Source organism: Comamonas fluminis, assembly GCF_019186805.1.
Classification (GTDB): domain Bacteria; phylum Pseudomonadota; class Gammaproteobacteria; order Burkholderiales; family Burkholderiaceae_C; genus Comamonas; species Comamonas fluminis.
Map to the genome: position 1 here is coordinate 3,139,435 of NZ_CP066783.1, position 13,327 is coordinate 3,152,761.

The following is a 13,327-nucleotide window of genomic DNA, read 5'->3' on the forward strand; positions in this document are numbered from 1 at the left end:
TAGGGGTCAGAAAATGCTTGTTGCCCTTGCAGCCACTGCTGCAACAGGCCCATATACCAGCCCACATGAGGGCTGATATCCCAAGCTCAAGCCCGGGCGCCTATGCACCTGGGCAAACCGGTATTTTCGCCTTTATTTGAAGACAAGCCAAAAAATGCGAGATCACGGTGGATTTCGCATGATTTGGCTTACTGCGTGGACAGGCTCAACTGGGCGCGTGGCGACCAGTCTTTGTCCTTCATATCCAGCCTGGGCGCGCCCAGAAACAGGCGCTCCAGCGGCAGGTTTTGAGTGGAGAGATAGTCCCGCACGGCCACGCCACGGGCCAGCGCCAGCTCACGCATGGCGTCGTCAGGCACCTTGATGCTGGCCACCAGCAGCTCCTTCATCTGGTCGGCTGGCAGGTCTTTGGCCATTCCGACCATGTTGCGGGGCTTTTTGATGTCAGCACGGCCATAAACCGCCTTGAGCAGCGCTGGGCGCTCAGCCTCGCTGAACTCCGTAATGTCTTCAGCGCTCTTGCCATCACGCAGACCCTTGCGGCGCTTTTCGGCCAGCATCAGGCGATCAAGCTCCACCGACTTCCAGGCTTCCTTGTCCTCGGCCTCACGCGATTCACCGGCAACCGTCATCTTGAGTGCAGGTCGGTCATTGAGTGACTTGACGATCTTGCTCAGTTGCTCCTTGGCCTTGGCATCGAGCTGGGCACTGCCCGGCGCAAAATTCACCGCACCCGATTCATCACCGCCCGAGAACGCCCCCGACAGCAGCGCAAACGGCGCAGTCACAGCCTTCATGATGATGTTGCCAATGACCTTGAAGACGATGGGGGCCAGACGGAACTGCGGATCGTTGAGCGAGCCGCTGAGCGGCACATCCAGATCAATCACGCCATTGCGGTCAGACAGCAAAGCCACCGCCAGCTTGACCGGCAGAGATGCGGGAGCGCCCTCAACCTTGTCGCCAAAGGTGAGCTGACGCAGCACCAGCTTGTTCGACGCGGTGAGCTGCCCATCGGGCTGCACCTTGTAGTTGACGTCCATATACAGCTTGCCGCGCTCAATGCCGTAGCCCGCGTATTTGATGGAGTAAGGCGACAGCGGAGACAGCTCCAGGTCATTCATCTGGGCACGCACATCCAGCGCCAGCGGCTTGGCCAGCGGGTTCACCTTGCCGCTGATATCCAGCGTCGCCGTGCCTTGCGCCCTGCCCTTGATTTCCAGATCCGCCATCTGCGGCTCGGTCTGGCCTTGCGGCGTCTGCGATGAAAACGCACTCAAGCGACCGTTGAGCTGGCTCAGGTCTGCCGAGTAGTTGGGCTGAATAAAGTAGTCAGAGAACTGCACCTTGCCGCCCGTCAGCACAATGGGGCCGACGTTGATGATGGGCGCCGGGCCACTGTCCTCGGGTTTTGCGGTCTCAGCCGCTTTTTCCACCGTAGGCTTTTCACCAGCCGCCACCTGTGCATTGGCCTGCTCGTTCTGCGCGACCGATTGCTCGGACTTTTCGGTCTTCACAATGTCCTGCAGATTGATACGGCCGTTGCGCTGCACGATGACGCGTGCAAAAAAGTCGCTCAACGCCGTCTCGCGCACGCTGATATGCAGCGGCTGCGCGGGGCGCATGTTCAGATCAAGTCCGCGCACTGCCAGCGTCTTCCAGGCCAGCAGATCATCGCCAAGCCCCAAGCCTGTGCGGGCAGACAGCGCCTTGGCACGGTCTGCGGTGGAGTCATTGAGCACCGCCGTCAGCGCGCCCTTGGCGGTTGTGGGCTTGTCTTTTTCTTCCTGCACGGGGGCTGCCAGCGTGGAGCGCACGCGCAAATCGGTCAGCTCCACATCGCCCTGCACGCTCACTTGCGGGCCTTTGGGCTGAGCCAGATAGTTGAGCCTGCCGCGGAAGTTGCCGTCGGCACGCACCAAGTCCACATTGAGCTTGTGCCCGAAATAAGGCTCGAACGCATGCAGCGGCAAGGCCTGAACCTGCAACTGGCCCTGTGCGGACACAGGCGTCAGGCCTAGTTGCCCACGGAAATGAAGGCTACCAGCCTGCACGCGGCGGCCCGTGCCCAGCTTGGCCGAGACTTCCAGTGGGCTGGGTGCAGCCTTGGTTGCCAGGGGCTCAAATGCACCCAGGCGCACGCGCAGCGCGCTCACATCCAGCTCCACCGGTTCTGCTGCCTGCCCCTGCACTGGCGCCGCATCATGCAGGCGCACAGCACCACCATCCACCGCCAGCGCCGCCAGCTTCACATTCCATGGCTTTTCAGCAGCAGACTTGCCGGGTTTACCTGGCTTTACAGCCTTGGCAGGCCTGGCCTGAGGCAGCCAGCGCTCATACATCCAGTGGCCTTGCGCATCGCGCAGCGCCGCCAGCTGGGGCTTTTGCACTTCAACCGCTTCAAGCTGCACCTGCTGCTGAGCCACATCGACATGCACGCCCTTGAGCTTGATCTGCTCGACCTGAACGGGCGCCTGCTTGTCCTGCAGCAGCAGCTTGTCTGCGGTGAATTCCTTGACCTGCGCCACCACACCGGCCTCGCTCCATGCCAGTTCGGCATCGGCATTCAGCGTGGCACTGAGCTGGGGCTTGAAATGCGCCTCTATATAAGACTGCACCCACTGCAAAGGCAGCTGCTGCAGCTCGATCGCCAGCTTGCCATCCTGCGTGGTGGCCTGACCTTGCACCGACAGCGTTGCGCCGCCCTCTTCCTTGGCCGCCTCACCTGCATGCAGCTGCGTTTTCAGCGCCAGTTCCAGCGGCTCTTTCATGGGCCAGTGCACATTCTTGACCTGCACGGCCAGCGGTGCCAGCGTCAGCGCCGCTGGCGCGCCGCCCGTGGCCGCATCACGCCAGTGCACCACGCCACCTTCCAGCTCAAACTGCTTCACATGGGCCGCCAGCGCCTGTGCGTTCTTTTTTTCTTCCAGGCTTGCATCCGCGGGCTTGGCTTCCTCAGCAACTGCAGCGCTTTGCTGCGCAGGTGCACTCAAACCCAGCCAGTTGATAAGCCCCTGCGCATTGCGACTGGCATAAACCTCCGGCTTGACCCAGCGCACCGACTCCAGCGTGATCTGGCTTTGCAAAGGCCGCACATTGGCCAATTGCAGCTGCAAGGCTTCAAACTTCAGCAAGGGCGCATCGTGCCTATCCTGCAGCTCCACTCCGGACAGAGCCAGCTTGCCGCTGATACCCACCACCGCCTGCTCTTTTTGCTCGAAGCTGATTTGCAGGTCCGTATCTAGCACACCCGAGAGCGGCTTGACAGGCACGCTGGCAGGCACATAGCCCAGATAGGGCGTGAGATCGATCTGATCCCACTTCAAAGTCATTGCCGTCTGGCGACCATCTGCAAATGGCGTGCTCTCGCCCCTGGATTCGAACTTGCTGCCATTGAGATCAAACGCCAGGTGCGGCAGCACCTTGATCTCGCGCTTGGATTCCAGATTGCTGATGAATGGAATGCCCAGCTGCAAATCCTTGAGCTCATGCTTGCGCTGCACCGACTCGTCATTGAGTTCCACGCGCCCATCACGCAATGCGATGTTGTAGAGCGCAAAGTTCACCGGCTTGGAAGGCTCCTCGTCCTTAGGCTCGGAGAGTTTGGCGATCACATCATCAATGTCGAGCTTGCCCAGCGAATACTGGGTCAGGCGCACCACAGGCGCATCGACCTCAATGGCATCCAGAACGGGCGCCAGACGGAAGATGGACTGCGCGCTGGCGTTGACAAAAATACGCTTGATCTCCAGCTGCGGCTGCGCTGCAGAGGCCAGGTCTTTTTGCCCTTCAGCGCTTTGAGAATCAGCGCTATCAGCTACTTTTTTGATAGCTTTATCAATCACCAGATCGTGAATGGTGACCGCCAGGGACCATGGCGCAAACTCCACCTTGCCCACATGCACACCGCGCCCCAGCTTGTCGGAGGCCTGCTTTTCCAGCTGACTTTTGGCCACCCAGGGCACCAGCGCCCAGAGCAGCAGCCACAGCAGCAAAACGGCAGAAACAAACCAGATCAACCGGCGCAGCCAGCGGTTCGATGTGAGTAATGACATGAGTATTTTTCTAAAGCGGAATCTGAGGACCTCCCCCGGCCAACAGATGCTTGAACTGACGATGAGCAGGGCGTCACTTTACTCTGTACAGCACACTGGCGCTTCACAGAAACTGCTCTATATATAGAGGGGGTCGTGTTCCCCAAGGGAAACCCATGGAAAAGTGCTTCCATCGGGCGCCCTGTGCAGGCTGCAAAAGCAGGTTGAGCACACCCAAAAATTGCAAACAATCCACAAAATGCTGCTGGCGCAAACAGCGAAGCTGTTTTCAGCGTTTTCAGGTAATGCCACTGCAGAAATACAAAGCCCGGAAGTGGCCGAACCAGCTTCCGGGCTTTACGGCTGGTACCAGACCAGTCCGTTTTTTGCGGATCAAGGAGGGTGTGGTCCTTGCCGCTGGAAGCAAGAGATTGCTCCCGTAAGTGCCTCAGCGAAGATAACGCGCAAATGCCATCAACCAAAAAACCCGGCTGCGGCAAATGTTTGCTTTTCCTTTCCTTTGGCGAACACCTGCGACTTGCAGGCAGATTCACTATAACTGTGCAAGCGAAGGGTTACCAACTTTTTTTGCACTTTATTTCGGCTTGATGACAAAACTAACGAAGTTAGTGTGTACACCGCGAAAACACTCGGGTTTGCGCTAGATCAACACCTTCAATCTGTACATCCATACAGTTTTTATATTATTTTAAAGTCTATTGATTTTATTTAATAGTATTGACTGTTTATTTAGCGCACTTCTAGAATCCGCCACCGCTCAAAAAGAGCCCATTCTTTGTTTCCGCTGCCTCACGACTGAGCAGACCGAGAGCGCCTGACCACCTCAAGGCAGGCGCTTTAAATCGGCCCGCAGCAACACCTCATTGAGGCTGTTGCCCTCGCTGCAGCAACCTGACCGGTTGCACTGCCGCACACGGGTAACCCCTCCAGAAAGGACTAGCTATGTCAGCGTCAGGAAAATTCATCGCCACCGTGCGAACGCTGGGCCATAAAACAGCCCACGGTTTTCTTGCTCTTACCCACAACGGTTTCGCCCTCCTGGGCTTGGCCGTGGCCATTTCGGCCTTGATTTTGATTTCGCGCCCCGACCTGCGTCTGGCTGGCGAGTCCCAGCTGCGCCAGTGGCTGGATGCCCGCCATGCGCCTGCGGTTGCCGAAGCTGATGACAATGAAGAGTCGCCAGACTCCACAATGGTCATCGCCGCCAGCGACCGGGCCACGGCTGTGAACCCCAGCAACCTTCCCAAGGAGCAGGCAGCTGTTGCCTACTGGCTGAGCAAGAAGTACCGCGTGGCGCCCGAGCCCATCGCCGCACTGGTTCGCGAAGCCTATGCCCAGGGCAAGGCCAACAAGCTGGACCCCACGCTGATCCTGGCCATCATGGCCATCGAATCCAGCTTCAACCCGTTTGCGCAAAGCTCCGTCGGCGCGCAAGGCCTGATGCAGGTCATGACCAAGGTGCACACCGACAAGTACGAGACCTTTGGCGGTCAGCATGCTGCGTTTGATCCGGTCACCAACCTCAAGGTGGGTGTCAAGGTGCTCAAGGAATGCATTGCCCGTGCAGGCTCCGTTGAAGGTGGCCTGAAGTACTACGTGGGCGCCGCCAACCTGGAAACCGATGGTGGCTATGCCGCCAAGGTGCTGGCTGAGCACCAGCGACTGCGCCTTGGCGTGGGCCTGCGCGGCAGCTCGCTGATGACGGCCAAGGCCCCGGCTCCTGCCGCCAAGCCTGCGGCCCCTGAAGCCAGCAATGTGGCCGAGGCCACCACGGTGTCTCACGCCGAGCAAGTGGCTCTGGCCGACCCCAAGCTCTGAGAGAGACTGGATTTCCATGTTTTTGAAGCTGGCCATGGCCAGCTTTTTTCATGGCGCGATGTTTCAGGGTGCGAAGAAAGCGGGAAAAGCCTTCAGCGCCTTCGGCAGGCTGCCTGCTCAGCTACACTAGCGGGTGTACGCAACTGGCGATAGGCGCAGAAATCTCTGCCGCTGACGTGGAAACCAGCAGACTGCAAGGTCTGTGAACCACCGGGGAGCGTACCGCCCAAGGTCGACGTTTGAGACCTGCAAGCGTTTCAGCCGTTCGCCTGGGCAGCCCTTGGCCTCAAGGGAATTTCTAGTTCACAGGACTGCCATGTTTCAACGCACCGATACCGTCGCGAAAGTCGACCCCGAACTGTTTGCAGCTATTGAAGCTGAAAATACCCGTCAACAAGAGCACATCGAGCTGATCGCCAGCGAGAACTACTGCTCGCCCGCAGTGATGGAGGCCCAGGGCTCCCAGCTGACCAACAAGTACGCCGAAGGCTACCCCGGCAAGCGCTACTACGGCGGTTGCGAGCATGTGGACGTCGTTGAGCAGCTGGCCATCGACCGCATCAAGCAAATCTTTGGCGCTGAAGCCGCCAACGTGCAACCCAATTCCGGCTCCCAAGCCAACCAGGCGGTGCTGATGGCTTTTGCCAAGCCCGGCGACACCATTCTGGGCATGAGCCTGGCCGAAGGCGGTCACCTGACCCACGGCATGGCACTGAACATGTCCGGCAAGTGGTTCAAGGCTGTTTCCTACGGCCTGAACGCTGATGAAGCCATCGACTACGACAAGCTGGAAGAGCTGGCCCGCGAGCACAAGCCCCGCATCATCGTGGCTGGTGCTTCTGCCTACGCTCTGCGCATCGATTTCGAGCGCTTTGCCAAGATCGCCAAGGAAGTCGGCGCCATCCTGTGGGTGGACATGGCCCACTACGCAGGTCTGATCGCTGCTGGCGTGTACCCCAACCCCGTGCCTCACGCTGACGTGGTCACCACCACCACCCACAAGAGCCTGCGCGGCCCCCGTGGCGGTGTGATTCTGATGAAGGCTGAGCACGAGAAGGCCATCAACAGCGCCATCTTCCCCGGCCTGCAAGGCGGCCCTCTGATGCACGTGATCGCCGGTAAGGCTGTCGCATTCAAGGAAGCCCTGACTCCCGAGTTCAAGGCTTACCAGGAACAAGTCGTGAAGAACGCCAAGGTGTTCGCCGAGACCCTGACCGAGCGTGGTCTGCGCATCGTCTCCGGCCGCACCGAAAGCCACGTCATGCTGGTGGACCTGCGCGCCAAGGGCATCACAGGCAAGGCTGCTGAAGCGGCTCTGGGTCTGGCTCACATCACTGTGAACAAGAACGCCATCCCCAACGACCCCGAAAAGCCTTTCGTGACCAGCGGCATCCGCATCGGCACCCCCGCCATGACCACCCGTGGTTTCGGCGAGGAAGAAGCCCGTCTGACCGCCAATCTGGTGGCTGACGTGCTGGACAAGCCCGAAGACGAAGCCAACCTGGCCGCTGTGCGCGCCAAGGTGCAGGCTCTGACGGCCAAGTTCCCCGTTTACAGCAAGTAAGCAGGCAAGTTCGACAGGCTACGCGGATCGACCATGAAGTGCCCCTTTTGCAGCAACCCGGACACGCAAGTGGTCGAAACCCGCGAGTCCGAGGATGGGGGCTTCATCCGCCGCCGCCGCCGCTGCGGCGGCTGCGACAAGCGCTTCACCACCTATGAGCGCCCCGAGGTCAGCCTGCCGACCATTGTCAAAAAGGACGGCAGGCGCATCGAATACGAGCGCGCCAAGCTGCAAGGCTCTTTCCAGATTGCGCTGCGCAAGCGTCCTGTGAGCACGGCGCTGATCGACGAGGCGATTGACCGCATCGAAGACCGCCTGCTCAATTCAGGCCAGCGCGAAATCGATTCCAGCCGCTTGGGCGAGTTGGTGATGGATGAGCTCAAGGGCCTGGACAAGGTGGGCTATATCCGCTTTGCGAGCGTGTACCGCAGCTTTGAGGATGTGGACGACTTCAAAAGCATCATGGATGAGGTGCGCAGCCCCAAGGGCAGAGCCAAGGCCAAGACCGAGCCGCACTGATATGCAACAAAGCCACCTTCAAGGTGGCTTTGTTTTTTGGGGCGCTGTGTGCAAGAAACGCTCTCATTTAATGAGCATTGACCGCATGCAATCTCCTCTCTTCAGAAGAAATTTCTTCTGAAAGCATTAACGAGCACGCGCAATACGCTCCTGTAATGGAAGCAGCATGGGCTGCTGCTGGCTTTGCGCTCGCACATACTCCACCAGCGCATCCACATCGAGTGCACCACCCACCAGCACAGTGCCCTGCGTGAAGAGGCTGAAGTTGTCGCCGCCTGTACCCAGATAGCTTTGCAAGCCCACGCGGTAGCTGTGCTCAGGCTCAAGCAACTGGCCATTCAGGCGCATCTCGCTCACCCGCTGGTCCGGAGGCTGGCTGAGATCAAAGCGATACGTAAAGCCTTGCGAGACCTGCAGAATGCGCGGCGAATCGACTGTGTTGGTGCCGCTGTTGAACTGCTGCTCCAGCACCTGGCGAATCTGCTCGCCGCTCAGGCTCATCACCATCAAGGTATTGCCAAAGGGCTGCACGCTGAATAGCTGCCCATAGGTCACGCTGCCATCGTCTGCAGGCTGCAGATCGGCGCGCACGCCGCCAGAGTTCATAAAGGCCAGCTGCGCACCGCCGCCTGCCGCGCTTTGCGTGGCGGCCAGCATGGCATCGGCAATGATGCGCCCCATCACGCTCTCGCCATTGGCCTGCGGCGCACGGCTGGCCACACCCGCCAGGCGCCCCACTGTGGCGGCGGCCAGCGGCTGCGCAGCAGCCTTGTAGCGCGCCACCAGTTCAGCCACCACTGCATCGGGCGGGTACACCGGGAACCCGGGTTGCAGGGCCACCGTGGCCGTGCCGCTGGTAAAGGCCTCGCCCTGCACAATGTTCTGGCGCGCAGACTTCTGGCTGACGCGGCGGGTGCGGGCATCCACCTTGAGCTTTATCTCGGTCAGCAAGGTGCCATACAAGCCTGCGCTGGTCAGCAAGAACGGCTTTTTCGCATTGACCTTGGCATAGTCGCAAATATAGGAGCGATGGGTGTGGCCGGAGACCACCACGTCCACCTCGGGCGAGAGCTGCTCCAGAATCGGCACGATATCGCCAGACAGGCCCTTGCAGCTGTCTTCCTGCAGGGCGGATGTGGCGGCGCCCCCCTCGTGCACCAGCACCACGATCACATCTGCGCCTTGGGCGCGCAGCTCTGGAATCAGCGCATTGGCCGTCAGCGCTTCGCTGGTAAACGTCAAGCCCTTGACTCCGCTGGGCCGCACCATGAACGGAGTGTTCCTGAGCGTCATTCCGATAAAGCCCACGCCGATGCGCAAACCGTCCTGCTCAAAGAACTTCACGCCCGTGGCGGGAAACAGCGGTTTGCCATCATCGCGAATCGTGTTGGCCGCCAGATACTGAAAACTTGCGCCCTTGAAGGGCTTGCTCAGCTGGCATGGCTCTTTGACGGTGAACTTCTCGCAGCCGCCGTTCTGCATGCGCAGCAGCTCGGCAAAGCCCTGGTCATATTCGTGGTTGCCGGTGGCGGCAAAGTCCACCTTCATCAGGTTCAGCGCCTCAATGGTGGGCTCATCCAGAAACAGAGACGACACGATGGGCGACGCCCCAATCATGTCACCCGCCGTAACCAGTGCCACATGGCGGCTGGCGGCCCGGCGCTCGGCAATTACCTGGGCCATATACGCCGCGCCACCTGCGGGCACGGCCACATTCTTGCCCTGCGCATCCTGCGCTATCACTGCCTGTCTGGGCGGCTCCAGATTGCCGTGAAAGTCATTGAAGCCCAGCAGGGTGATATCCATGCTGGCGGGACGCACCGTGCCACCGCCACCGCAGGCCGTCAAACCTGCCATCAGCAATGCCGCACCCAGCCCGCGCAAAGCACAACGCCAGCCCTGCGACATGGCGCGGTGCTGGCGTTGGGTATTTTGAGAAATTGCTACAACCATCGAACTCTCCTGAGTCGTGGTTGTACCGCACAAAGCGGATATTTTGATGTCAGGCAGCCGACGCAGCGATGGGCTTGAGGCCCGAGTCCACATCACCGCACTGGGCACGATGGCGCAGCGCGTGGTCCATCACCACCAGCGCCAGCAGCGCCTCAGCAATGGGTGCGGCGCGAATGCCCACGCAAGGGTCATGACGGCCCTTGGTGATGACTTCGGTGCTGTTGCCATGCACATCAATCGACTCGCGCGGCGTGATGATGGAGCTGGTGGGCTTGATGCCGATGCGCACTTCCAGATCCTGCCCCGTGCTGATGCCGCCCACAATGCCGCCTGCGTTGTTGCTGCGGAAACCCTCGGGGCTGAGCGAATCACCATGCGTGGTGCCGCGCTGGGCCACGCTGTCAAAGCCTGCGCCAATTTCCACGGCCTTGACGGCGTTCAGACCCATCATGACGTAGGCGATATCGGCGTCAAGGCGGTCGTACAGGGGCTGACCCAGACCCACAGGCATGCCGCTGGCGCTCACACGCAGCGCCGCGCCGCAGGAGTCACCGCTCTTGCGCAACTGCTCCATGTATTCCTCGTAGCGGCTCACATCAGCCACAGGCGCAAAGAAGGGGTTGTTGGGCACATGTTCCCAGCTCTCGAAAGGCAGAGACAGCTCTCCCACCTGCGTCATGCAGGCGCGGAACTCGGTGCCAAATTTTTGCTTGAGCCACTTCTTGGCGACGGCACCGGCAGCCACCGTGGGTGCCGTCAGGCGTGCCGAAGAACGGCCACCACCACGCGGGTCGCGAATGCCGTATTTCTGGAAGTAGGCATAGTCGGCATGGCCGGGGCGGAAGCTCTGCGCAATATTGGAGTAGTCCTTGCTGCGCTGGTCGGTGTTGCGAATCAGCAGCGCAATCGGCGTGCCCGTGGTCTTGCCTTCGTACACCCCGGACAGGATTTCGACCTGGTCAGGCTCGTTGCGCTGGGTCACAAACTTACTGGTGCCGGGGCGGCGGCGGTCCAGATCGAACTGGATATCTGCCTCGCTCAGCGCCATGCCCGGGGGGCAGCCGTCAATCACACAGCCAATGGCCGGACCGTGGGATTCACCAAAGTTGGTAACCGTGAAAATTGTGCCGAAGGTATTGCCGCTCATAGGCTGGTGATTATGCCTGTGACCCTGCACGATACGTGCAGCCAGAGGACTAGCCGACGGTTATGGCTGCCTTCACGGATGGAACAGGAATTCCGTACGGCGCAATGCAAATGGCACTACACCTCAGCTTTATTGAGCAACCCTGAATAATTTCAAAATTAATAGCGGCAACCGTACTATTTATAAAGACTACCGCTACTTTTCACCCTAAAACAACAAACCCCGCAATGCGGGGCTTGAAGCTCAGTGAAGCGGCAATTCAATCAGCGCCCTGGCGCTCGCCCTCGGGCCAGTCGCGGATATAGGCCTTGAGCATGCGGTTTTCGAAGTTCTGGCTGTCCACCACGGCCTTGGCCACGTCGTACAGCGAAATCACGCCCATCAGCATGCGCTTGTCCATCACGGGCATATAGCGCGCATGGCGGTCCAGCATCATGCGGCGCACTTCGTCCATATCGGTTTCCATGGTGCAGGTCATGGGCGCATCGTCCATGGCGCCGCGCACAGAGATGCTCTGCATGCCGCCCGTCTTCACAAAGCCCTGAATCACCTCGCGGAAGGTGAGCATGCCCACCACATCGCCATGGTCCATCACCACCAGTGAGCCGATGTCCTTGTCCGACATCACCTGCACCGCCGCGGCCAGGCTTTCGTCGGGCGACACCGTATAGAGGGTATTGCCTTTGACGCGCAGGATGTCACTTACTTTCATTGCTGTTCTCCGAGGTCTGTTTTGCACTCTGGCCGTTTTTGTCCTGCACGTGTCAGCACGTGCGCCATCGCGGTGCGCAGAATGCGAGTGCGTGCACAAATATAGCCCACAATGGGCCATACCCAGAAGAACGAAAGCAATGACGAAACAGATGATTTTTCACACAAGTAATCGTCTATTCGTCATCCGCAAGATTTAGCAGCAATCGCAGCGGCGACAAGCGCCCGACAAAACCGTTGATGGAGACACAAGATGCCCGGTTACTCAGACCCCGGTTTTGACACCCTGAGCCTGCACGCAGGCGCACAGCCCGACCCCGCCACCGGCGCGCGCGCCGTACCCATCCATTTGACGACCTCTTTCGTCTTTGAATCCAGCGACCACGCTGCCAGCCTGTTCAATCTGGAACGCCCCGGCCACGTCTACAGCCGCATCAGCAACCCCACCAATGCGGTGCTGGAGCAGCGCGTATCGGCCCTGGAAGGCGGCGTGGGCGCAATTGCCGTGGCCAGCGGCCAGGCGGCGCTGCACCTGAGCATTGCCACGCTGATGGGCGCGGGCAGCCATATCGTGGCCAGCACGGCGCTGTATGGCGGATCACAAAACCTGCTGCACTACACGCTGGCGCGCTTTGGCATTGAGACCACGTTTGTGAAGCCCGGCGACATCGACGGTTGGAAAGCCGCCGTGCGCCCCAACACCAAGCTGTTCTTTGGCGAAACCGTGGGCAACCCTGGCCTGGATGTGCTGGACATCCCCACCGTCAGCGCGATTGCCCACGAGGCCGGCGTGCCGCTGCTAGTGGATTCCACTCTCACCTCGCCCTGGCTGATGCAGCCGCTCAAGCATGGCGCGGACATCGTCTACCACTCTGCGACCAAGTTCCTGTCCGGTCACGGCACGGTGATTGGCGGCATCGTGGTGGATGGCGGTAGTTTTGACTGGGAAAAGAGCGGCAAATTCCCCGAGCTGACCCAGCCCTACGACGGCTTTCACAACATGGTGTTCAGCGAGGAATCCACCACCGGCGCCTTTTTGCTGCGTGCCCGCCGCGAAGGCCTGCGCGACTTTGGCGCCTGCATGAGCCCGCACAGCGCCTGGCTGATCCTGCAAGGCATCGAGACGCTGCCGCTGCGCATGGAGCGCCACATGAAGAACACCGAACGCGTGGTGCAGTTCCTGTCCAGCCACCCGCTGGTCAGCCGCGTCGGCCACCCCATGCTGGAGACGCATTCTTCTTATGCATTGGCCAAGAAACTGCTGCCGCGCGGCGCAGGTTCGGTGTTCAGCTTTGACATTGCTGGCAACCGCAACCAGGGCAAGAAGTTCATCGAAACATTGAAGGTCTTCAGCCACTTGGCTAATGTGGGCGATTGCCGCTCACTGGTGATCCACCCCGCCAGCACCACACACTTCCGCATGACGGACGAGGCACTGGCCCAGGCCGGCATTGGCCAAGGCACGATCCGCCTGTCGATTGGCCTGGAAGACGCTGACGACCTGATTGACGACCTCAAGCGCGCGCTGAAGGCCGCAGAAAAAGCGGCTTGAACATTGCG

At 60.1% G+C, this 13,327-nt stretch carries 9 protein-coding genes and 1 riboswitch; of the genes, 5 read left to right on the top strand and 4 right to left on the bottom strand.

All coding sequences use genetic code 11. The features are described 5' to 3' along the window. Positions 1–188: 188 nt before the first annotated feature. On the bottom strand, positions 189–4,055 hold the full coding sequence (locus tag JDW18_RS14675) for a DUF748 domain-containing protein (protein ID WP_218240146.1): 3,867 nt from the start codon (positions 4,053–4,055) through the stop codon (positions 189–191). Positions 4,056–4,275: 220 nt separating this feature from the next. Between JDW18_RS14675 and JDW18_RS14680 the strand changes: the two genes are divergently transcribed. The 4 genes from JDW18_RS14680 to nrdR all read left to right on the top strand — a co-directional run bounded on the left by JDW18_RS14680 (position 4,276) and on the right by nrdR (position 7,956). Continuing rightward, entirely contained in the window at positions 4,276–4,593 is a 318-nt protein-coding gene (locus tag JDW18_RS14680) for a hypothetical protein (RefSeq protein WP_218240147.1), read from the top strand. Positions 4,594–4,997: 404 nt separating this feature from the next. Next, the gene (locus tag JDW18_RS14685) at positions 4,998–5,873 is read left to right on the top strand and encodes a lytic transglycosylase domain-containing protein (RefSeq protein WP_218240148.1); all 876 of its coding nucleotides are present in this window, start codon (positions 4,998–5,000) and stop codon (positions 5,871–5,873) included. 129 nt (positions 5,874–6,002) lie between these two features. Then, positions 6,003–6,155: riboswitch (ZMP/ZTP riboswitch) on the top strand. A 34-nt stretch (positions 6,156–6,189) separates the two neighbouring features. Then, positions 6,190–7,437, top strand: coding sequence for a serine hydroxymethyltransferase (glyA, locus tag JDW18_RS14690; RefSeq protein ID WP_218240149.1), 1,248 nt, complete (start codon positions 6,190–6,192; stop codon positions 7,435–7,437). A 33-nt stretch (positions 7,438–7,470) separates the two neighbouring features. Next, positions 7,471–7,956 (top strand): transcriptional regulator NrdR, encoded by a 486-nt coding sequence (gene nrdR / locus JDW18_RS14695; protein ID WP_218240150.1) that lies wholly within the window; start codon positions 7,471–7,473, stop codon positions 7,954–7,956. 126 nt (positions 7,957–8,082) lie between these two features. Here nrdR and JDW18_RS14700 read toward each other — a convergent pair whose 3' ends face one another. The 3 genes from JDW18_RS14700 to JDW18_RS14710 all read right to left on the bottom strand — a co-directional run bounded on the left by JDW18_RS14700 (position 8,083) and on the right by JDW18_RS14710 (position 11,768). After that, entirely contained in the window at positions 8,083–9,864 is a 1,782-nt protein-coding gene (locus JDW18_RS14700; RefSeq protein ID WP_484793089.1) for a bifunctional metallophosphatase/5'-nucleotidase, read from the bottom strand. Between the two features lie 94 nt (positions 9,865–9,958). Further along, positions 9,959–11,056 carry a chorismate synthase gene (gene aroC, locus JDW18_RS14705; RefSeq protein WP_218240152.1) on the bottom strand — a complete coding sequence of 366 codons (1,098 nt, stop codon included), beginning with the start codon at positions 11,054–11,056 and terminating at the stop codon, positions 9,959–9,961. Between the two features lie 259 nt (positions 11,057–11,315). Beyond that, positions 11,316–11,768, bottom strand: a complete 453-nt coding sequence (locus tag JDW18_RS14710) for a CBS domain-containing protein (protein ID WP_218240153.1) — start codon at positions 11,766–11,768, stop codon at positions 11,316–11,318. A 252-nt stretch (positions 11,769–12,020) separates the two neighbouring features. On the opposite strand from JDW18_RS14710, the gene JDW18_RS14715 reads away from it, so the two are divergent. Beyond that, the gene (locus JDW18_RS14715; RefSeq protein ID WP_218240154.1) at positions 12,021–13,319 is read left to right on the top strand and encodes an O-acetylhomoserine aminocarboxypropyltransferase; all 1,299 of its coding nucleotides are present in this window, start codon (positions 12,021–12,023) and stop codon (positions 13,317–13,319) included. Positions 13,320–13,327: the final 8 nt, after the last annotated feature.

Coding starts and splice junctions, on each gene's coding strand:
- JDW18_RS14675 (WP_218240146.1), bottom strand. CDS start 4,055: ATGTCATTACTCACATCGAACCGCTGGCTGCGCCGGTTGATCTGGTTT.
- JDW18_RS14685 (WP_218240148.1), top strand. CDS start 4,998: ATGTCAGCGTCAGGAAAATTCATCGCCACCGTGCGAACGCTGGGCCAT.
- glyA (WP_218240149.1), top strand. CDS start 6,190: ATGTTTCAACGCACCGATACCGTCGCGAAAGTCGACCCCGAACTGTTT.
- nrdR (WP_218240150.1), top strand. CDS start 7,471: ATGAAGTGCCCCTTTTGCAGCAACCCGGACACGCAAGTGGTCGAAACC.
- JDW18_RS14700 (WP_484793089.1), bottom strand. CDS start 9,864: ATGTCGCAGGGCTGGCGTTGTGCTTTGCGCGGGCTGGGTGCGGCATTG.
- aroC (WP_218240152.1), bottom strand. CDS start 11,056: ATGAGCGGCAATACCTTCGGCACAATTTTCACGGTTACCAACTTTGGT.
- JDW18_RS14710 (WP_218240153.1), bottom strand. CDS start 11,768: ATGAAAGTAAGTGACATCCTGCGCGTCAAAGGCAATACCCTCTATACG.
- JDW18_RS14715 (WP_218240154.1), top strand. CDS start 12,021: ATGCCCGGTTACTCAGACCCCGGTTTTGACACCCTGAGCCTGCACGCA.